A 21055-nucleotide genomic window follows, 5' to 3' on the forward strand; every position below is an offset into this window, starting at 1 on the left:
GTATCCATAAAATAAGAGCGTCCTTTTGGAAGCCTTCGCTAGAATGGAAGGTACCAAAGGCCCAGGCGAGCGGCATCGGGGGAAACCCCTAGAAGAGCCTAGGCGTGCACGTAGCGCTCTTGCTAGCCGCCCTCATGTTCGACGTCCTAATCTCCGCCGGCCACGAAGGGCGGCCGGAAAGTTGCGTCAAGTTCCCTCACCATAAATGCAACCTCGGCGCGGCCGGCGAGCGCGATTGGACGCCAATCGTCGCCGATGCCGCGGCGCGCGTTCTGCGCGAGCACGGCCTGCGGGTTGCGCGCCTTCCCGCCGATTTCGACGGCGAATATCGCGTGAAAGCCGCCGCCTTCATTCACTTCGACGGATCGGCGCCGCCGTGTCGGAGCGGCGCGTCGATCGGGTACCATCGCGCGGAGGATACCGCGGCCGCCGACGCGTGGCGGCGTTTGTACTCGCGCTACTTCCCGTTTCGCTTTCAGCCGGATAACTTCACGACGAGCCTCCACGATTATTACGGCTTCCGGCAAGTCGACGCGAGCGAGGGGAGCCTCGTCCTCGAGCTCGGCGAAATCACGTGCCCCGATCAGCGCGCCTGGTTGGCGCCGCGGCTGCAATGGGAGGGCGAACTGCTGGCTTATTTCCTGAGCCGCCTAGCCGGGAAGGGGAACGTCCCCGACCCGGGTCCAAGTCCGGCCGTCGAGCCATGATCGAGGTGTTCTTCCGGTACCGCGTGCATCCTCAACAAGTGCGCGCCTTCGAACACGCCTACGGACCCAGCGGTCCGTGGGTCGAGATGTTTCGGCAGCACCCCGGTTTCCGGCGGACGCGCCTGTTCCGGCACAAGTCCGAGGCGCAGATCTACATCACGGTCGACGTGTGGGATTCCAAGGAGTCCTACGATCAGTTTCGCGCCATGTACGCCGACGAATACAACCGGCTCGACGCCCAGCTTGCCATGCTCAAGCTGGAAGAACACTTACTAGGTTACTACGAAGGGCCCGAAGAGTATCGCGCGCCCCTCGACACAATGGCGTGAAACGTTCGCGCGTCGTCGCGCTGATCGCCGCGGCCGCTGCTTCCCCGCTGACGCTCATCGTTGCGCCGGCCGGCAGCGGTAAATCGCGCGCGATTAGCGAGTTTCTGGCCGAAGCAACCGGGAGCTTCGACGTCGTCGATGCCGTCGATCGGCTCGACGCCGTGGAACGGGCAGCCGCCGTCGCGGCGATCGACCGGGCCGATCCAACGCAGCGTTGGATTCTTGCGACCCGCTCGAGCGAAGGACTGCCGATTGGTTCGTGGCTGGCCTACGGGCGTGCGCGTCGCGTGATCGGCGTTGCGGATCTGAGTTTCACCGCGTCGGAAACGCGCGAGGAAGTCGTGGCGTTTACGGGTGGCTGGGCGGTCGCGGCATCGTTTGCGCACGCTCTGGCCGAAAGCGGCGTCGAGTTGCGCGCGGTACGCGAACAAACGCGAGAGATGATGCGTTCGTTTCTGGACGAGCGCTTCTACGGCGAACTCAACGACGAGCAGCGCGAGCTGCTGGAAGCAGCGTCGGTGCTCCCCGCGATGGACGTTGCGCTGTTGGAGGGGGCGGGGTTTCCCGACGCATACGGCGCAATGCAGCGGATTGCCGCGCGAACCGCGATGGTGTGGGAAACGGGCGCCGCGCGTTTTGCCTGCAACGACATCACGGCCGACTACTTGCGACGCCGTATCGCGATGCGCGAGCGCGGGCAGCGTGCGCAGCTGTACGAACGCGCGGCGTCGGCGCTCGAGAGCAGCGGCGCCATCGGCGCGGCGCTCGACGCATACGTCGCCGCCGAACGGCGCGACGGCGTCGTTCGGCTGCTGCACGAGCGCGGCTTACAGCTCGTCGATCGCGCGCACGTGGATGTGGTGCACCGTGCTATCGATGCGCTCGACGACAAGATCAAGCGCGAAGACTCGGTTATCCTGACCTTACGCGCCGTTGCTCACGCTGCCAAAGGCCGGCCGGTGCGCGCCGAAGGATTGCTCAAACGCGCCTTAACGCGAGCCGGCAACGATAAGGCTGCGCACGCCGCGGCTACGCTGCGCTTGTCGCTCCTGCTGGCCAACCGCGGCGAAGATGCCGGAAGTCATCTGGAATTGCTTGCGGCCGACGGCGATCAGGCGGCCGAAGCGCGCGCGGAAGCGTGGTCGATTCTCGCCGCGCATCGGGCTCTGTCGGGCGACACTCCTGCGGCAACGTCGGCGATCCAGCGCGCGAGCGAACTGCTGCCGTCGATCGAGCGTGATGACGTTCGCGCAAAAGTGCTGCAGCGAATCGGAGTTGCGGCGATCAATAGCGGTGACGTCGAGCTCGCCCGCAGCTCGCTAGAAGAAGCCGCCGAACTGGCGATGGAGTTGGAACTCTTCAGCCTCGCCAGCCGCGCGTATGTAAGTCTCTGTCGACTAGTCCTAGACAAGGACGATAACGTGGAGCAGCACCGTCTCTACTCCCAATCTGCGGTTGTCGCGGCTAAACGGGCGGACAATGCCTTCGACGTTCAAACTGCACTTATTGTTGGACTGCGTGCCGAGATGCTTCGCGGGAATGAAGACGGAAGTTGCGCCTTTGAGGCTGAGTTGAAGGCGCTGCGCACTGCAGACGAGGCGCGCGTCCACGCTGTGAGTTCCTTAAAAGCCGTGCGAATGGCCTGGAACGGCAAGTTTTCTGAAGCGCACTATATCTTGGGACGAACCTGGGATCGGTTATATCTCGATTTCGATCGAGTGATGGCTGGCGCACTGTGCGGTTTATTCCTCGCTGTAGACGGACGTCGTACCGAATCTTCGCGTCTAATCACCGACGTTGTGCGCAAAGCAAATGGGGTGAGCGCTAACGGACTGTTCGCAAAACGCCGCGTAGCGGTGGCGCGTCTCTACTGTGCAGTTGCCGAGAGCGTCAACGGGCGTTCGCTTCAGGCCGCAACGATCGTCCGACAGATCGCCGTTTCTGATGACGATCCGATTATCGGGTTGGTGACAAATCTAGCCGCCAATATAACGACCTCCGTTCGCCAAGCGGCAACTGCCGACGCGGAACTGGAAAGGGTCGCACTCGCCAGACTAATGGCGCACGGATATGGCGATGCCGTACGTGTCCTTGAGGCGATTCGGGGCGCGCTCGAAGAACGGAAATTCCTTAAGCGAATGAGCATAACGCCGGCCGAAGTCATAGTGCTGCGGCACCTCAACCACGGGCTGAGCCCGAAGGAGATCGCTGCTAGGACCGGCCGAAGCGTGTTTACCGTGCGAGCTCATATCGCAAATGCGATCGGGAAGCTCAGATGCAACGGTCGGGCCGAGGCCGTCGCTGTGGCGCGACGCCTAGGCCTTCTTGACTAATCAACTTTGACTAGAGACGACTTGGCCGTCTCCAGGTAGTCTCGGGCTAGCTACTTCCGCTGTGCTTCTGGGAGGAACGATGCACCATCTAGCGCTTCTGTTGAGTCTGTTGCTGCCGCTCGTCATATCGGCTCCAGATCCAATAGGGTAGGGGTCCGGGGAACTGGGTGTGGGTTACGTGGAGGCGCGGGGCGCCTCCATTCTTTTTTGGCCCCCGATTTCACACGGCCACCCAGTTGGCACTCTCGGGTGGCAGACTAGGCCCATGAGCGAATATCTGATCGGAGCCGGGGCGGTCCTGACGGCGGGAGCGGCGGCCTCCATCACCGGCGCCACCCTGCACGCCCAGACCGACTCGCCGGCGGCCGGAGAGATTCGGGCGGCGGTCATCGACTTCGAAGCCGGCTCGCCCCAAGAGCTCTCCCGCATCGTCCTCGTGGCCGCGGGTTGGTCGCCCAGCCGCTTCGAGTCCGGCGTGATCGAGCCGCTCCTCGCGCGCCGCGACTGTACCTTGGCCGACGTCATGGAGCGTCTCTCGGCGGCAACCGATGCCAGCGAGCTGCACCTGTTCGCGCGGTGGCTGCCCGACGTGAACCTGGCCGCGGCGCTGCGGGAGAAGGGAGTTTCGCTGGTCGGTCATCCTATCGAGGCGATCGAGCAAGCGGCGCTGGTCTGCGGCCAGCGGCTCAACCGTTGGCGCGCGCCGTTTCGCGCGGCGTAGAGCAGGCGAGCCGCCAACGGTTCAGCCGCTTCCAAGGGTGAGGCCTGACGATGCAGCGTAGACATGATGATCATGCCCAACGCCCGCGTCGCGGTGATCGACGACGACCGTCTGGTCCGCGAGATGCTCGAACTCGGCCTTTCACGGGAAGGCTACGAGGTTCGTACCGCTACTGACGGTCAAGGCGCCCTCGCACTCGTGAAAACCTTCGACCCTGAAGTCATCGTGCTCGATATCATGATGCCGAAGATCGACGGACTCACGCTATTGCCAATGCTGCGCGAAATCACTCAGGCGCCGATCCTAATGCTCACGGCGAAAGGCGGCACCGAAGACAAGGTTCGTTCCTTGAGTACCGGTGCCGACGACTATCTCGTCAAGCCGTTCGTCTTCGAAGAGCTCATCGCTCGGTTGCAAGCCAAGCTGCGCCGGCCGCAGCTCATCGAGGAACACGTGCTGCGCTGGCGCGATGTCTCGATCAATCCTGAGACTCGCGAAGCGTGGCGAGGCAAGGATCCGCTGGAGTTCACGCAACGCGAGTTCGATCTGCTCGAGGTCTTCATGCGCGAGCCGCGCCGCGTTTTCAGCAAAGACCATTTGCTTGAGATCGTCTGGGGACACGACTTCGAGGGCGGTCCGAACATCGTCGAGACCTACATTTCCTATCTGCGCGCGAAGATCGATCGTCCGGGCGAACCCGGTTCGTTTATCCGCACCGTTCGCGGTGTGGGTTACGGCCTCTCCCAGTAGCATTTTATGAAGCTCGCATCGCGACTCTCGGCGCTGTATGCGGGCTTACTCGGCGTTACCGTGCTCATCGTCATCATCGCTTCATCGCTAGCGCTCGTCTTCGAGCTGTGGAGTTTTAGCGGCGATATTCTGATCGCCAAACACGAAGAAGCTCGCGTTCTCGTCGATCAACTGCGCCGCGAAGGCATGACGTTGCAGCAAGCGGCGCCGGAGATCGTGCACGCGCTCAGCGGCATCGGCCTGCGCGTTGCCGTGTACGACGATCGCGGTCGCTACGTCGCGGGCGATCGCGAAGTGCATCCCCGTGCCCTAGATCGAGTTCTCAGTGTCGGCGGCATGTCGCACTACGTTCCGCCGACGGCGCGCAACCGCGACGCGGTCGGCCCGATTCGGTCCCAAATCCGCTCGAACCTCATACCGGTCGGTCCCCCGCCCGAATTGATCGACGCTCGGCTCGAACCCGCCGTGCTGGCCGCCGTCGACGGCGGATACATTGCATTCTCGCCATCGTTTCCGCTGATCTTCGTGTCGCTCGTGCCGTATTGGCGTATCGTGCTGGCAATCGCCGTTGTGGCAATGGCGTTGTCGTGGCTGGTAGGGCGCGGATTTGCCGCGCAGCTGCTGCGACCGATTAATGAGGTCAGCGATTCGCTGCGCGCCCTCGCCGGCGGGGATTATACGCAGCGACGATTCGTTACGGCCAGTGGCGACGAGGTAGCCGAGCTGACCGCGGCGTACAACGGGGCCGCCGCCAATGTTGCGACGGCGATGGAAGAACGCCGCCGTGGCGAGGATCGAATGCGCCAGTTCGCCGCCGACGCGGGCCATGAGTTGCGCACGCCACTGACGGTCATCGGCGGTTACATCGACGTGTTGCGTCGCGGCGCGATCGAAGAGCCGCACATTGCTCGGCAGATTCTGGCCACCATGTCGCTCGAGAAGGAGCACATGCGCGGACTCATCGACCGGTTGATGCGTCTGGCGCGTCTGGATTCCGAAGAGCTGCCGCGTCCAGAGAAGATCGACATCGCGGAATTCTTGCGCATGCAGTGCGATGCAGCGCGGCGTCTCGACGATCGCCGCGTCATCGACTATCGCGTCGAAGGGGTAGACGCCATCCAAGCCGACCGCAGCGAGCTCGGCGAAGCGATGTGGAATATCATCGAGAACGCGCTCAAGTACGCGCCTGACGCTCCGATTCACGTCAGTGCGGCACGCAACAACGGTCACGTCATCCTCTCGGTGCGCGACGAAGGTCCGGGGATGTCGGAATCGGAGCGTTTACACGCCTTCGAGCGTTTTTATCGCGGGGATCAGCGCGGCGAGATCACCGGCAGCGGCTTGGGCCTGGCTATAGCCAAGCGCGCCGTCGAACGCGCCGGCGGCGACATCGCCATCGACAGTGCTCCCGGCCACGGAACCGAAGTGACGATTTCTCTTCCTTCTTAGCGGTTCTTAGCGTTTTCCCAGGCCCGCACAAGCAATCGTCCCGTACAATCTATCGAACCGATGCGTAAAGCCTTTGCCCTAGCGCTGGTCGCGATAGCGCTGTTGGTTCCTGTGGTCGCGCCGGCGCAATCGGATAGCGGTGAGATCCATATCGTCGTGACCGACGCGGCAACCAAGGCGCCCATCGGTCTCGCACGAGTCCTGCTCGACGGGGCGGTTATGGCGTCGGAACTTACGTCGGCCAACGGCCAGGTGGTCTTCACCGACGTTCCCGACGGTATCTATCGCGCGCGCATCGTCAAACGCGGCTACGGAAGTCTCACCTCGAAATCGTTTGAAGTGCTCGACGGACGCGTCGTTACCGTCAGCGTCGCACTGGTCGAAGAGACCAACGGCCTCAAAGTTATCGGCACGGTGTCGGTCAAAGCCTCGGCAACGATCTCGAGCACGAGCATCAATCAAGATTCAGCGCAGCGCCGCCTCTCCGACGATCTCGCCGGCGCGCTCAACAAACTCTCGGGTGTGAGCGTCAGCACGTCGGGCGACGACAGCGACTCCACGCAGACGATTTCGCTCGAAGGCCACGATGCCAGTCAAACGCAGCTCACGCTCGACGGCATTCCGCTCAACGCGCCGGGGTCGGCGGGTAATCTGCGCGGCTTCGCAAGCGACCTGTTCATGGGCGCGTCGGTGCACATGGGACCGTCGCTGGGCGGCCTCGGCGGATCGGTCAACTTCACGACCTTGCAGCCGACACTGAGTTGGCTCTCGCAAGCATCGCTCACCGGCGGCAGCAACGGTAAGTACAACTATTCGTTTGCCGAGAGCGGATCGTTCGGCAAGCTCGGCATCGCGGTGCAAAACGTCTATCGCAGCGTCCCGAGCCTGGCCGACGGCGATCTCTTTCTCGACGCCAGCGGACAAGATTACGTCCACGACGGCGATGCGAGCTATTCGGGCAACCTGTTCAAGCTGCGCTATCAGTTCAGCGATTCGCAGACGATCACCGGGACGTTTTTGAACTCGGCGCGCAGCACGCAGCTCGTCTGCCTGCGCGAGTATTCGGCGCCGGCGTTGCCCTGCGGCTATGGGCCCGGCAGCACCAGCGATTCGAGCGTTCAACTCTACTCGCTCGTCGACAACGCGCTGATCGGCGCGACTCAGCTCCAAGCGTCGGTGTACTCGAGCACCTCGACCAACCTCTACGACTCGCTCGATCGCACGGTTGCGGTCCTGGCGCCGTACTCGAGCCAATCGATCCCCGACGTGCCCGACGCCATCGTGCCCAGTCCCGACCCGATCGGTTATTCCTCGGTGGGTAAGACGCAGGGCTTCATGCTCAACGCGACCCTGCCGGCCAAAGAGAAGCACACCTTCTCGATCCAAGCGTTTGCAACGTCGTCGACCCAGTCGACGACGCCGCTGGTGCCCGAGGCGATACCATTTTATAACGGAACGACGCAGACGAACTACGATCAGGCCCAGGTCACCGATACGATCCATTCCAACGACAAGCTCTCGTTGCAAGAAGCGGTCGGGATCAGCGGTGCGACCGGCAGCGGCGGCGGGAGCGTGCTTGCGAGCTCGGGTCTTACGTGGCGTCCGACCAACGCCGACACGTACGCGGCGTCCTATGCGCTCGGTGGCGTTGCCGCGACGGCGGGACACTCGACGATTCTCACCGATCCGGCGTCGCTGCGCTTCGATTGCAACGGCGACGTGGCTTACGGAAACGCGCCGGGTCAGTCACCAACTCGAAGCTCGTCGAACTCCGCGCGGGTGAGCTACACGCGCAATCTCAAGCACGGCAACGTGTCGTTTCAATTGTATCGGCAAGTGCAAAACGGCATTCTGCTGCCCATTTACGTAAACGGTAAGGAGCTGTCGCTCGCGAATCAGTTCCCGTTTGGCTATCTGGCCCAAGTGCGGCAGCTCTACGATTCGCCGGCCGGATGCAATCAGCCGTTGGGAACGCCGTTCTATGCGCGGCAGCTGTACTTTTCGACGCCCGTTGCGAACATGCAGCGCGTCTATCAAGGCGGTTCGCTTACGGGATACCTTTCGCTCGGCGAGCTCGTCGTTCAGCCGTATTACAACGTCAACGTCTCCGAGGCGGTCGGCAACAACCAGTACCTGTACGAACCCTATTCGATTACGATTTCGGGTAATCAACTGCCGAACGTGCCGTTGCAGCGCGCCGGCGTCGTCTTCGACTACAAAGCGCCGCACTCGATACTCGAGTGGCTGGCCGACGCGCAGTACACCGGCCGCAACAACCCCAACAACCTTCCTGCCTACACGACGTTTGACGCCGGCGTGACGGCGCAGTTGCAAACCGGCACGCTGACCGTTGCGGCCAGCAACGTCACCAACACGTACGCCGGCGTGTTCTCGGGTCCGGACAACGCCGTGCCCTACACCACGTATGGCGGCTACCTGGTCGGCACGACCGCGCGGCCGCTGACGCCGCGCACCTTTTCGGTGACGTACGCGCTGAAGTTCGGGCAAGGCGCGACGTCGACGCAAACCGGCTCGGCATTTAATCTGCCGCGCGGTGCCGGCGGTGGGCCTGGCGGTCAAGGTCCGGGCGGCCGCGGTTCGGGCGGCGGGGGTTTCCGCAACCTCTTGGCACCGTTGCCCGCCACGCCGCCGCCCGATCCGCTAGCGGTGGGCGCCGCCTCGGAGCGCTGCACCGGCGACGCACAAAAGAACGCCGAGAAGCTGTCGGGTGAAGTCAAAGCCTTCGTCGCGCAAATTGAGGCCGCGAAAACCACGGCGGGTTATCCGGCGACGATGGCGGCACCCGTGCAGACCGATGCGAGCCTCACGTATCACGGTTTGGGCGACACCTACGCCGTGACGATCGTGCCGCGCGGAAGCGGCATGCGCGGGCTGTTCGGCTGCTTCACCTTGCACGTCGCGCGTCCCGATGACGTCGCGCAGCGTAAGCTGTACGCGCCCGAAAACGTCGGCTTCTTCATTCCGCAGATCACGTTCATGCCCAGCGTCGGCCTCTACTTTACGCCGCGGCCGCCGCAAGCGGGACAAGAACAGTTCCGCGTGTACAAGCTGCCGGCGTCAGCGCCGGCCGATCCGTTCGCCGTGCGCGCGGGTACGACGTGCACCGCGCAAGCGCAGGCGCTCGCGAAGCAGTCGCTCCAAGAACTGAGCGCGCACTTTGCGAGCAACGCCCCGGCGCCGAGTTGGACGATCGTCGCGCACGCCGCGGCGAAGGGAACGTGGTATCAGCTCGATCCCGCCGATCCGACGGTAGTGGCCGCCGTCGTCATGTGCGCGCGCGTTGCGGCCACAACGCAGGATGAGCTCACCACGCGCGGTTTCGGCGGCGCCGGGATTCCGTCGCTGAACTACGCCGCGCCGCTGGGTCTCTACGTGGTCCGCAACAGGTTGCCAACCCCTTAGCCTCCGGGTAGAATCAGGCGGTGAACGGGAAGTCCCGGGAAACAATCGAGCGCTTGAAACACGCGCTCACGCGCCTTAAGCGCGACCCGCGCTGCAACGGCGACCGCCGCCAGGCTGAACGTCGCAGGGCTGCCCTCGTGCTCCTGCCGGCCGGTCAAGAACGCCGCTCCTATGCCGAGCGGCGCCGCTTCGAACGCCGCGCAGCCTAGCAGGCAAGACCAACCTACTGCGCGTATCAGCGCGCATGGAGCCGAACAACAACTTACGGATCGTAAGCGACCGCCGCCACCTCCAACGGCGCAAGGTCGTCCCAGATTCTTTGAAGCCTTTCCTGGGTTGGTTAATCGCCGAAGAGCGCCGCCTCAACGAGCGCCGCTCGGAAGAACGGCGCCAACTCGCTTACAGCCTCTAAAATTCTTTCGAGCGGCCGAGTTCTCGCGCTCGTTCGACCATCTCGCGCATCCGAGGGTGTGTCCCCGGAATGCTCGTTACCCACGTCTCGAACCGCGGTACGGGTTCGCCCACGCGAAACAGAAAGTACCAAACGTTCATATCGCCCATGAACGCAAACCGCTTCTTGAAATCTTTTGCGAACGCCGCGTACGACTCGAAGCTGCGCAGGTAGGCAGCGATTCCACCGTCTTGGCTTTGGATGCGCGTGAGTTCCCGCGCGTTTTTGATCGTGGCGTGCACCTTGCGCGGCATGCGTAAAATGCCCGGCGTTTGAAGGACGCGTTCGACGTCGAGATCGTCGTAGCGTGCCACGACGGACGGATCGAAGCCCGCGAAGGCCGCGCGATAAGCGTCCCAATGGGCCGCAATCTGTTTCCAGGCAACGCCCGCCTGAAAGACGGCGCGCGTCATCACTTCGAAGTAGTCGTTCGGACTTTTCGGCTCGATGACGTCGGGTACGAAATCTTCGCTCAGGGCGCGTTCGACGGCGCGTGAAACGCCAGCGCCGTCATCATCGCGACGCCGGTCGGCAGCGAGCGTTCGTCGATATCGAAGAGGCTGGAGTGGTGTGGGTGTGCCGAGTCGGCCCCCGCCTGACATCCCAACGTGTAGAAGCACGCCGGCACGCACTGCGCGTAAAACGAGAAATCTTCGGCTCCCATGAGTTGCGTTGCGTCGACGACACGTTCGTCGCCGATCGTCTGCTTCGCAAGCACGCGCGCGTACTGCGTCTGGTCGACGTCGTTCGACGTCACCGGATAACGGTCGAAATAGGCAAACTCATAGCGCGCACCAGAGGCTTCGCAGCACGAACGTAAGACTCGCTCGATGCGTTCGGACATCTTCGTGCGAACGTCTTCGGAAAACGTGCGCACGGTTCCAAGCATCTGGCACGTCCGCGGAATGACGTTGTGAATCGTGCCGCCGTGAATCGCGCCGATGGTCACGACCGCCGGCTCCAGGGGATCGATCTGACGCGTAATCACTTGCTGCACGGAACTGATGAACTGCGCGGCGGTGTAGATCGGATCGATCGCGTCGTGCGGCGCCGATCCGTGGCCGCCGATTCCCAGCACCTTGATTTCGATGGAGTCGCTCGACGCGTACATCGGGCCCTCGCGAAATCCCAGCGTGCCGCTGGGATACTTGGAGGAAAGGTGGAGTCCGTACGCTCGCTCGATACCAAACCGCTCGAACAAGCCGTCGTGAATCATGGCGCGCGCACCGCCTTGCCCTTCCTCGGCTGGTTGAAAAACCAAGCACACCGTGCCCGCGAGATGGTCGCGTCCGTCGGCGATGAGCGCCGCGGCGCCCAAGAGGATTGCGACGTGCCCGTCGTGACCGCAGGCGTGCATGACGCCCTCGAACTGCGAGCGATAACCGTGCGAGGTCTCCTCGACGATGGGCAGCGCATCCATGTCGGCGCGCAGCATGATGGTGCGTCCGGGGCGGCTGCCGCGCATCACGCCCACCACGCCGGTGCCGCCGACGCCTTCGGCAACGTCGTAGCCAAGATGACGCAAGCGGGCCGCAACGATCGAGGCGGTCCGGTGTTCGGCAAAGCCGAGCTCCGGATGCATATGCAGATCGCGACGAATCAGAACGACGTCGTCGGCCACGCGCTCGGGGACGGTGATTGTCGATCCCATCACCCATGCCGATTCGCGAGCGGCAGGGACGGGTCCCCGCCAGGTCGCAGAAGCGGGGCAGGTCGATCGGGGAACCATGACGTGACCAGAACGGAACTCTTTACCGAATACGGTTCGTACCACGCAGACCCGCGCAATCGGGTTTGTCATAGCATTGGCATCCCATTGATCGTTCTGGGGATTTTGGGACTTTTGCACCTGGTGCATCTCGGTCCGGTCGATCTCGCGGTTGTGGCTGCGATCGCCGTCCTCATTTACTACGTCGCTATCGATGTACGCGGCGCCCTGCTCTCGCTCGTCGTCTTCGCCATCCTGTATCTCGTGGCAGTGCGGCTCGTGTGGCAGGTTAATTTGGCGGCCTTCATCCTCGGATGGGGTTTCCAGTTCGTCGGTCACAAGCTCGAAGGTACCAAGCCCAAGTTTTTCGAGAATCTGGTCTATCTCCTGATCGGCCCGCTTTATATTTTCGAAGAGCTCTTTGGCTCGCTGGTGCGTTCGAAAACACCCCCCATGGAGTCTAAGGAGCTCTCGTTTCGTGTACGTAGATGAAATGCTCAACTGTGTCGACTGTGGACGCGAGTTCGCCTTCACTTCGGGCGAACAACGCTTTTACGAGCAAAAAGGCTTCCAGAACAAGCCCAACCGCTGTCCCGATTGCCGTCAGGCGCGCAAGGCCATGCGCTCCAGCAATCAAGGCGGCGGCGAACGCGGCGGCGGAGGCGGCCGTCCGCGGGAAATGTTCCAGGCGACGTGCAGTCAGTGCGGCGCCGTAGCCGAAGTCCCGTTCAACCCTCGCGGCGATAAACCGGTATACTGCCGCGACTGCTTCCAAACTCGGCCCAGTTACCGCTAAAACACAACATCAAGAGCTCGCTACCGCGGGCTCTTTTTCTTTATAGGTCGCCAACGAAACGACGATCATCACGACGACGTTGGCGGCGAGCGCCGCAAAGCCGGGATTGATTCCCCACACCAGTTCGCTCGCGTTGGCAAAGACGATCGCGAGTACGAGCCCGACCGCGATGCCGGCGGTCACGCCCCAGACCGTGATCCGTCGCCAAACAAACGTTCCGATCGTCGCCGGCGCGAACTGCGTCATGCCGTTGTAGTAGATCAGCAGCAGCTCGACGATGGTGCGCTGCTCTTCGAGCCACAAGCCGAGTGCCAACAGTGCGACGACCACCACCAGAATGCGCGTCGCCAGCGTCCGGGCCGCATCGCTCGTCGCGATGCCGAACTCGCCCAGCACGTTCTTGGCGAACACGCTTGCGGCCGCGAGCAGCAGCGCCGACGCCGGGACCAGCGCCGCAAGCGAGCCGGCCGCCGCGATGAACCCGATATCCCACGGCGGATAGTAGCGCTGCACGACGAGCAGGAACGATTGGTCGACGTTGGAACCGGTCAATCCCGGAACGATCAGCAGCGCCGCCAGTCCGGCGAAGAAGACGAGCAGCAGCACGATGCTGGCATAAACCGGCAAGAAGACGGCGTTGCGCCGCAGCGCGTTGTCGCTGCGTGCGCTGTACGTGGCGGCAAACGATTGCGGCCCCATGAAGAAACCGATCGCGGTGAGCAGCACGGTCGAGACGTACCACACCGTGCCGTTGGGTGCGGTCGGGGGCTGCAGCGTCAAAAAGCCCGGATGGCGGCGCAGCACTTGATCGATCATGTTATGGTGCGAACCGAAGAACTGCGTCGGAATCGTGATGCCGGCAAAGATCACGGCGCCGATCACGAGCACGTCTTTGACGACGCTCGCCCACGCCGTACCGCGCAGGCCAGCGCTAAAGACGAAGAAGGAGATAAGGAGAAACGCGATCGCGACCGCGGCGGTCGCGTCGTACGTACCGTAACCGGCGATCTGGAGAATGTGCTGCAGGCCGCTGAGCTGCAAGGTGACGTAGGGCACGAGCAGCACGAACTGACAGATCGCGATCGCGACGCCGAGCGCGCGGCTGCCGAAGCGTTCGACGAAGAAGTCGGGACCGGTGAGCAAGTTGCGCTCTTTCCCGACGCGCCAAATCGCAGGCAGAAGAAAGTAGCCGATGACGTATCCGCAGGTGCCGTAGGCCAAAATGTAATACGCCGGTGCGCCTTTCCCGTACGCCCACCCCGCCATGCCCAGGAACGTGAAGCTCGTGTAGATTTCCCCGGCGAGCAGCACCCACAGCAAAATCGTTCCAAAGGAGCGACCGCCCACGATGAATTGCTGCGGGTCCATCTTGATGCGTCCCACGCTCAAGAGCGCGAACGCAATGGTTGCGCCGACGACGACGGCGACGATCGAGAGTGCGACGGCCGGAGCGCTCATCACCAGCGGCGCTCCAGGCGCCCGATGGTCCACAGGAACACGGGCGTCAAGAAGACCCATGCCAGAATCCAAAAGAGCACGAACGGGAGGCCGAGGATGCGGGGATCGACGCGGTTGACCAGCGGCACGGCAACCGTGAGTGCCGCGATCGGTATCGCGGCCAGCACCGCGCGCAATGGAACCATCACGAACTAATAGTATAGGGGTGCTATGGAAACCTATGACGTCGTCGTCATCGGCGCCGGGCATAACGGTCTGGTCTGTGCGGCGCTCTTAGCCAAGTCCGGCCGGTCGGTGGCCGTCTTCGAGCGTGAGCCCGAGATCGGCGGGGCGGCCGTCAGCCAAACCGACGTGTGGCCGGGCTACACGCTGTCGATGGCGTCGTACGTGCTCAGCACGTTCGATCCGTGGCTGATCGAAGAGCTCGGGCTGCGTTCGTACGGCCTCGAGTTCTATCGCAAAGATCCCTACGCGTTTACACCATTGCTCGACGGACGATCGCTGCTGCTAGGCAGCGACGGCGCCGCCAACGCGCGCGAGATTGCGGCTTTCGATCCGTCCGACGTCGCGGGGTTTCAAGCATACGGCGACGTCACCGATCGCGCCGGCAAAGCGCTGTTCGATTCGTTCTCCGATCCGGAGCCGTGCTTCGATAACTTTGACGGCGATACGCAGGCGCTGCTGCGCGGTTCGGCAGCCGAACTTGTCGAGAAGTACGTCAAGACGCCCGTACTTCAAGCCGAGCTCGTCAACGACGGATTGATCGGCACGTACCTCGGTCCGCGCGATCCCGGCACGGGATACGTGCTGGCGCACCATCTTGCGGGACGCGTGTTGGGCATTCAGGGCGCGTGGGCGTTCGTGCGCGGCGGCATGGGCTCGGTGACCGGCGCAATTGCGTCGGCTGCGCGCGCCCACGGCGCTAAAATCGTTAGTGGCCGTCGCGTCGCCAAGGTGCTCACCTTCGGCGAGCGCGCGATCGGCGTGGTGCTCGACGACGGCACCGAAATCGCCGCCAAAGCCGTCGCTTCCAACGCCCATCCGCGCACGACATTTCTCGACTTGCTCGACGGCGGCCAACTCCCGCTTGACCTCGTGGACAAAGTCTTGGGTTGGAAAACCGTCGGACCGTCGCTCAAGCTCAACCTCGCGCTGGGCGAACTGCCGAACTTTACGGCGCGTCCGGGAACCAATCCGCAGCCGCATCATCGCGCGACGATTCACGTCGCCCCGACCATCGAGTATTTGCAGCGCGCCTACGAAGACGCGCGCGCCGGCGGGGTAAGCAAGGAACCGTTGATCGAATGTTTCCTGCAAACGCCGACGGATCCGTCGCTCGCTCCCCCGGGCAAACACATTCTCTCGATTTTCGCGCAGTGGTTTCCGTGCGATCGCCCCGACGGCTGGTCGCCGAACGCGCGCGAGTCGGCCGCCGATTCGATCGTCGAAATCCTCGGACGCTTTGCGCCGAATCTTCCCAACGCCATCGAACACCGCGTCATCCTTGCGGCTCCCGATCTCGAGCGGCGCTTCGGTTTGATCGGCGGGCACATTTTCCACGGCGAGTTGCTGCCGGGACAGATCTTCGAAGATCGCTTCGCCACGCGCACGCCGATCGAGAATCTCTATCTCTGCGGTTCGGGCGCGCATCCCGGCGGCTGCGTCAGCGGCTTCCCCGGCAAACGCGCCGCCGCAGCCATTCACCACGATCTGCGACAGAAGGTAGGAGCATGACCGTAGGCAAGAGCGATTTCATCGACCAATCGGTGCAAGAGTACATCCTGTCACAGACCGTGCACGAGACGGCGATTCAGCGCGCGCTGCGTGAGGAGACGTCGCACCGCTCCAACGCGCAGATGCAAATCGGTCCCGATCAAGCGCAGTTCATGGCGCTGCTTGCGCATATTATCGGCGCCCGGCGCTATTTGGAGATCGGCGTATTCACCGGCTACAGCACGTTAGCGATGGCGCTCGCGCTGCCGTCGGACGGCCGGATCGTCGCCTGCGACGTCAGCGAAGAGTATACGTCGGTCGCTCGCCGGTATTGGGAGCAAGCAGGCGTAGCCGGCAAGATCGACCTGCGCCTTGCGCCCGCGCTGGAAACGCTCGAACGAATCGTTGGTGAAAAAACCGAGCCGTTCGACATGGCGTTCATCGACGCCGATAAGGAGAACGTCGCCAAGTATTTTGAGTACTGTCTGCAGCTCGTCCGTCCGGGCGGGCTAATCTTGGTCGATAACGTACTCTGGAGCGGAAGAGTCGCGAACTCGTCCGTCAACGACGCCGACACGTGCGCACTCCGTAACGTGAGCGTTCGCGCCGCCAACGACGATCGCGTGGAAGTCTCGCTCGTCCCGATCTGCGACGGCATTCTGATCGCCCGCAAGCGCTAATCTTGGAAACGCTTTGGAGAAAGACGCACTCATGGGCGACGTGTCGCTCTACTCGCGCCCAGTCTGTGATTACTTCATGCTCGCCGGGCGGCGGACATGCTTCGCTCGCTCAGGATAACGAAGTCGAGGGGCAGGCGAATCCAACGCGAAACGAGAGCGCATGCGCTTACTCTTGACAGGCCTTTTGCTTTTTATATTTCCGCTGACGGCGGTTGCCGCTGACTCGCCGTGGCCGCCGATTCCCCAAGGACAGCCCTACGCCGCGCCGCCTGTCGTCCCAACGCCATCCGCGACGGCGTTGAAGAAGGCCCCGGTGACCGACGCGCACGGCGTCACGATTGTGTTCTTCCCTCCGGGAAGCGAGGGGTTGGAATCGCAGATCGATGGCGCCTACACGAGCGGTGGATATTTTGCTGGAGTGTGGGATGAACTCATTAAGGGCGGCGTAACTATGCAGTTGCAATGGTGGAAGTTTGCCGGTACGCACAACGGCGCTTATGGGACATTCGATCCGAATCGGCCCGGGCACAATATCAGCGTCGCGATCGACCCGAACGATGCCTCCGGTAATCCGTATCCTCCCGGAATTCTGGAAACAAATATTGTTCGGGGGGTTTTCATGGCATACTTTGGATGGACTGCGTACAAACGCTTCGCGCACTAGGCTATTGGAAACACATCCGGCGATTCGGGTAATCGATCGCGATTTGATGCACGGTCGGTAGGTTCGTTTCGACGAGGCCGTTGTAGCCATCGGGTCGCTGCGGCGAGGTGCACAGCTGCAGTTGGGCGACGGGACCGCCGTCGTAGAACGCGATACCGGCATTTTGGCCGCAACTCATGCCGTATTGCGCCGGCGTGAGGTTCGATCCGGCGCCGCTCCAGAGCACGCCGCCGCCGGTCGCGCCGGAATCGAGCACGACGTTGCCGATTTTCGTGCCGTTGACGTCGATCGAGCCAAGTGGAACCCGCGGCGTCAGATCGACCGGCTCGCAGTGCATGCGATCGACCGCGGCGGTCGCAGGGAAGAGCGTCACCTGGTTATGATCGCGATCGATCAAGGTCGGGACGCGCGACAGAAAATCGTAGCCGCAGAGGATGACGTTGCTCGGCAAATTCGACGAAATCCGCGCCGGCATGCCGTGAGCGGTATACGATCCTGCCGTGAAATCGGTGATGGTCGTCTGATAGTCGGCGTAGCGCCGCCCGTCGGGTGCGATCTCTTCGAGCGGCGCGCCGAACTGCAGGCCCGCGTTGCGCGCGGCATCCGCGGAAAGCAGCATGACCGACGCACCGGTGTCGATCACGCAACGCTCCGTGCGCCCGTCGACCTGAACCGGAATCGTCGCGCGCGTTCCGTCGAGGCCGCTGCCGATCACGACCGGCGCCGTGGCTCCCAAGAGAAAAAGGGCGAAAACCGCGGCTCTCATAACTCCCCGCATACCCCATGCACCTCAACTGTATCGGCGGCGGACCCGCGGGGCTGTATTTCAGCCTCCTCGTCAAGCAGCGCTTCCCGGACTGGAAGATCCGCGTCGTCGAGCGCAACCGGCCTCTCGACACGTTCGGCTGGGGCGTGGTCTTCTCGGACGCGACCTTGGATAATCTGCGCGTCGCCGACGAGCCGACGCACCGCGCGATCACGCAGGCCTTCGCCCACTGGGACGACATCGACATCTTTTTCAAGGGCCGCAAGATCACGTCGGGCGGCCACGGCTTCTCCGGTATCGCGCGCAAACGGCTGCTGCAGATTCTGCAAGAACGCGCGGCCGGGGTCGGCGTCGACGTCGCTTTCCAAACCGAAGCCGACGACATCGAGAAGTATCGCGACTGCGATCTGCTCGTCGGCGCCGACGGTATCAACAGCCGCGTTCGCCAAACGTACGCGGCGACGTTCCAGCCCGATCTCGACAAGCGCCTCTGCCGGTTCGTTTGGCTGGGAACGACCTGGCCGATCGACGCGTTTACGTTCCTTTTCGAGGAGACCGAGCACGGCTGGTTCACCGTGCACGCCTATCGGTTCGACGAGCAGCTGAGCACGTTCATCGTCGAGTGCCGTGAGGAGACCTGGCTCGCGCACGGTCTCGACTCGGCCGGCACGGACGAGACGATCGCGTTCTGCCAGCGGCTGTTCGGACAGTACCTCGGGGGCCACACGCTGATGGCCAACTCCGCGCACCTGCGCGGCCGCGACTGGCTCAACTTCACCCGCGTGAGCAATGCGAGCTGGATCCATGAAAATGTGGTCCTGTTGGGCGATGCGGCGCACACGGCCCACTTCTCGGTCGGCTCGGGAACCAAGCTAGCGATGGAAGACGCCATCGGCCTCGCCGACGCCCTGACCTCGCGGCGGGACCTCGGCGTCGCGCTCGAGGAGTACGTTAGCGCTCGGCGGCTTGAAGTGCTGAAACTTCAGAACGCCGCACGCAACTCGACGGAGTGGTTCGAAAACGTCGCTCGCTACGCCAGCTTGCCTGCCGAGCAGTTCGCGTACAGTCTGTTGACGCGCAGCCAGCGGATCGGTCACGAAAACCTGCGCCTGCGCGATACAACCTATGTCGAGGCAGTGGAACGCTGGTTCGCCGGTGAGAACGTAACCGAAGGGCGAGTTCCACCGATGTTCACGCCCATTGCTTTGCGTGGCCTCGAACTGCGCAACCGCGTTGTCGTGTCACCCATGGATATGTACAGCGCGGTCGACGGTTTTCCCAACGACTTCCACATGGTGCATCTCGGCACGCGAGCGCTTGGTGGGGCGGGGTTGGTCTTTACCGAGATGACGTGCGTGACGCGCGACGGCCGCATCTCTCCCGGGTGCACCGGCATGTATCTCGACGAGCACGTTCCGGCTTGGAAGCGCATCGTGCATTTCGTGCACGAGTTTTCCAATGCGAAGATCTGCCTGCAGCTGGGCCATTCCGGACCGAAAGGCTCGACCAAGCTCATGTGGGAGGGCATGGACGAACCGCTCGAGGCCGGCAACTGGCCGGTGGTCGGCCCGTCGGCCGTTCCGTACGCGCAAAGCCATCAAGTGCCGCGCGAGCTCAGCCGCTCGGAGATGGACGAGATTCTGCGCGCGTTCGTGCGCGCGACCCAAATGGGCGTCGAGGCCGGCTTCGACATGGTCGAGCTGCACTGCGCGCACGGCTACTTGTTGTCGTCGTTTATCACGCCGCTGCGCAACCATCGCACCGACGAATACGGCGGGTCGCTGGAGAACCGGCTGCGCTATCCGTTAGAAATATTCGCGGCGATGCGCGCGGTATGGCCGCAAGAGCGTCCGATGTCGGTGCGCATTTCGGCAACCGATTGGGTCGACGGCGGCGTCGGCGGCGCCGATTCCGTCGAAATCGCACGCGCGTTCAAGGCGGCGGGTGCGGACCTCATCGACGTTTCGACCGGGCAAACCTCGCCCGACGCCAAACCCGTCTACGGCCGGATGTTTCAAACGCCGTACGCCGATCGCATTCGCAACGAGATCGGCATTGCCACGATGGCGGTCGGCAACATCACCGAAGCCGATCAAGTCAACGCGATTCTCGCCGCCGGCCGCGCCGACTTGGTCGCGCTCGGACGCCCGCATCTCGCCGATCCGTTCTGGACCTTGCACGCGGCGGCGCAGTTGGGTTACGAGCAGGCGCCGTGGCCGGTGCAGTACGTGCCCGGAAAACAACAGCTCGAACGGCTCGTGCAGCGCGCCAAGGAACAAGGATTGACGCATGCCATCTGAGATTGCCGGCAAACACGCGCTGGTGACGGGCGGCGGCCGGGGCATCGGCCAGGCAATCGCCAAGGCGTTGGCCGAACGCGGCGCGCGGATTAGCATCGTCAGCCGCACGGTGCACGAACACGCCGGCGCGTCGGCCGACGTCACGAACGAAGATCAAGTCCGTCGCGCCTTCGAAGCCTGCCGCGAGAAGAACGGACCGATCGAGATTCTCGTCAACAACTCCGGCATCGCCGAATCCGCACCGCTCATGCGCACGGGTCTGGCAATGTGGGAACGCATCATGGCGACCAACGTCACTGGGACGTTTCTGTGCACGCGCGAGGCCGTCGAGGATATGCTGATCGCCAAGTGGGGACGCATCGTCAACGTTGCGAGCGTCGCGGGATTGGGGGGCGCCCCCTACGTCTCGGCGTATTGCGCGAGCAAACACGCGGTCGTAGGATTCACGCGCTCGATCGCGGCCGAGTTCGAAGGCACGGGCGTCACCGCCAACGTCGTGTGTCCGGGCTACACCGAGACCGACATGATGCGCAAGGCCCTCGAGAACATCAAGAAGTTCACCGGCTGTACGGCAGAAGAAGCGCGCGAACGCCTCGCGAGCACCAACCCCGGCGGACGCATCGCGACCGTCGACGAGGTCGCCGAAGCGACGCTGGAGTTCGTCACCGGCGACCATAACGGCGCAGCCATGGTCGTCCCCGGGAACGTACTGGTTTAGTCGCCACTCACGCGACAGCTCCGCCACTGTCATCCTGAGCGTAGCGCCCAAAGGGCGCGAAGTCGAAGGGCAGGCGCATCTTCGCACGG

At 63.2% G+C, this 21055-nt stretch carries 20 protein-coding genes; 14 read left to right on the forward strand and 6 right to left on the reverse strand.

The annotated features are described in order from the left end of the window. Positions 1 to 104: 104 nt before the first annotated feature. The 7 genes from VGG89_05105 (at position 105) to VGG89_05135 (ending at position 9712) form a co-directional block, all read left to right on the forward strand. Positions 105 to 707: a hypothetical protein gene (locus tag VGG89_05105; protein HEY1975895.1), complete on the forward strand. Its 603-nt coding sequence runs from the start codon at positions 105 to 107 to the stop codon at positions 705 to 707. Continuing rightward, complete coding sequence (locus VGG89_05110) at positions 704 to 1036, forward strand: antibiotic biosynthesis monooxygenase (protein HEY1975896.1); 333 nt, start codon at positions 704 to 706, stop codon at positions 1034 to 1036. Before VGG89_05105 ends, VGG89_05110 begins: the two co-directional genes overlap by 4 nt. After that, a complete protein-coding gene (locus tag VGG89_05115) occupies positions 1033 to 3369 on the forward strand; it encodes a LuxR C-terminal-related transcriptional regulator (protein HEY1975897.1) in 2337 nt (778 codons plus the stop codon). The genes VGG89_05110 and VGG89_05115 overlap by 4 nt, the downstream gene beginning before the upstream one ends. A gap of 265 nt (positions 3370 to 3634) precedes the next feature. Continuing rightward, positions 3635 to 4090 (forward strand): hypothetical protein, encoded by a 456-nt coding sequence (locus tag VGG89_05120; protein ID HEY1975898.1) that lies wholly within the window; start codon positions 3635 to 3637, stop codon positions 4088 to 4090. 72 nt (positions 4091 to 4162) lie between these two features. Beyond that, a complete protein-coding gene (locus VGG89_05125) occupies positions 4163 to 4840 on the forward strand; it encodes a response regulator transcription factor (GenBank protein ID HEY1975899.1) in 678 nt (225 codons plus the stop codon). Between the two features lie 6 nt (positions 4841 to 4846). Next, positions 4847 to 6289 (forward strand): HAMP domain-containing sensor histidine kinase, encoded by a 1443-nt coding sequence (locus VGG89_05130; protein ID HEY1975900.1) that lies wholly within the window; start codon positions 4847 to 4849, stop codon positions 6287 to 6289. A gap of 60 nt (positions 6290 to 6349) precedes the next feature. Then, entirely contained in the window at positions 6350 to 9712 is a 3363-nt protein-coding gene (locus tag VGG89_05135; protein HEY1975901.1) for a TonB-dependent receptor, read from the forward strand. Here VGG89_05135 and VGG89_05140 read toward each other — a convergent pair. The 3 genes from VGG89_05140 to VGG89_05150 form a co-directional block, all read right to left on the reverse strand. Next, entirely contained in the window at positions 9709 to 9870 is a 162-nt protein-coding gene (locus VGG89_05140) for a hypothetical protein (protein HEY1975902.1), read from the reverse strand. The genes VGG89_05135 and VGG89_05140 overlap by 4 nt on opposite strands. 250 nt (positions 9871 to 10120) lie before the next feature. Continuing rightward, positions 10121 to 10639 carry a DNA-3-methyladenine glycosylase I gene (locus VGG89_05145; protein ID HEY1975903.1) on the reverse strand — a complete coding sequence of 173 codons (519 nt, stop codon included), beginning with the start codon at positions 10637 to 10639 and terminating at the stop codon, positions 10121 to 10123. Further along, entirely contained in the window at positions 10636 to 11814 is a 1179-nt protein-coding gene (locus VGG89_05150) for a M20 family metallopeptidase (GenBank protein ID HEY1975904.1), read from the reverse strand. The genes VGG89_05145 and VGG89_05150 overlap by 4 nt, the downstream gene beginning before the upstream one ends. 81 nt (positions 11815 to 11895) lie before the next feature. On the opposite strand from VGG89_05150, the gene VGG89_05155 reads away from it, so the two are divergent. Further along, positions 11896 to 12363 (forward strand): Mpo1-like protein, encoded by a 468-nt coding sequence (locus tag VGG89_05155; protein ID HEY1975905.1) that lies wholly within the window; start codon positions 11896 to 11898, stop codon positions 12361 to 12363. 1 nt (position 12364) lies between these two features. Then, positions 12365 to 12667 carry a zinc-ribbon domain containing protein gene (locus VGG89_05160; GenBank protein HEY1975906.1) on the forward strand — a complete coding sequence of 101 codons (303 nt, stop codon included), beginning with the start codon at positions 12365 to 12367 and terminating at the stop codon, positions 12665 to 12667. A 9-nt stretch (positions 12668 to 12676) separates the two neighbouring features. Here VGG89_05160 and VGG89_05165 read toward each other — a convergent pair whose 3' ends face one another. Together VGG89_05165 and VGG89_05170 are read right to left on the reverse strand one after the other, a co-directional pair. Then, positions 12677 to 14125, reverse strand: a complete 1449-nt coding sequence (locus VGG89_05165; protein HEY1975907.1) for a sodium:solute symporter family protein — start codon at positions 14123 to 14125, stop codon at positions 12677 to 12679. After that, positions 14125 to 14310: a DUF3311 domain-containing protein gene (locus tag VGG89_05170; GenBank protein ID HEY1975908.1), complete on the reverse strand. Its 186-nt coding sequence runs from the start codon at positions 14308 to 14310 to the stop codon at positions 14125 to 14127. Before VGG89_05170 ends, VGG89_05165 begins: the two co-directional genes overlap by 1 nt. A gap of 25 nt (positions 14311 to 14335) precedes the next feature. Between VGG89_05170 and VGG89_05175 the strand changes: the two genes are divergently transcribed. The 3 genes from VGG89_05175 to VGG89_05185 all read left to right on the forward strand — a co-directional run bounded on the left by VGG89_05175 (position 14336) and on the right by VGG89_05185 (position 17182). After that, positions 14336 to 15859, forward strand: coding sequence for an NAD(P)/FAD-dependent oxidoreductase (locus VGG89_05175; GenBank protein HEY1975909.1), 1524 nt, complete (start codon positions 14336 to 14338; stop codon positions 15857 to 15859). Then, positions 15856 to 16518, forward strand: coding sequence for a class I SAM-dependent methyltransferase (locus tag VGG89_05180; protein HEY1975910.1), 663 nt, complete (start codon positions 15856 to 15858; stop codon positions 16516 to 16518). The genes VGG89_05175 and VGG89_05180 overlap by 4 nt, the downstream gene beginning before the upstream one ends. Positions 16519 to 16678: 160 nt before the next feature. Beyond that, a complete protein-coding gene (locus VGG89_05185) occupies positions 16679 to 17182 on the forward strand; it encodes a hypothetical protein (GenBank protein HEY1975911.1) in 504 nt (167 codons plus the stop codon). A gap of 1 nt (position 17183) precedes the next feature. Here the strand turns inward: VGG89_05185 and VGG89_05190 are convergent, their stop codons facing one another. Then, positions 17184 to 17948, reverse strand: a complete 765-nt coding sequence (locus VGG89_05190; protein ID HEY1975912.1) for a retropepsin-like aspartic protease — start codon at positions 17946 to 17948, stop codon at positions 17184 to 17186. Positions 17949 to 17965: 17 nt separating this feature from the next. Between VGG89_05190 and VGG89_05195 the strand changes: the two genes are divergently transcribed. Then, the gene (locus tag VGG89_05195; protein ID HEY1975913.1) at positions 17966 to 20248 is read left to right on the forward strand and encodes a bifunctional salicylyl-CoA 5-hydroxylase/oxidoreductase; all 2283 of its coding nucleotides are present in this window, start codon (positions 17966 to 17968) and stop codon (positions 20246 to 20248) included. Then, the gene (locus VGG89_05200) at positions 20238 to 20966 is read left to right on the forward strand and encodes an SDR family oxidoreductase (GenBank protein ID HEY1975914.1); all 729 of its coding nucleotides are present in this window, start codon (positions 20238 to 20240) and stop codon (positions 20964 to 20966) included. Before VGG89_05195 ends, VGG89_05200 begins: the two co-directional genes overlap by 11 nt. Positions 20967 to 21055 lie beyond the last annotated feature (89 nt).

This window comes from Candidatus Baltobacteraceae bacterium (genome assembly GCA_036488875.1).
Taxonomy (GTDB): Bacteria; Vulcanimicrobiota; Vulcanimicrobiia; order Vulcanimicrobiales; family Vulcanimicrobiaceae; genus JAFAHZ01.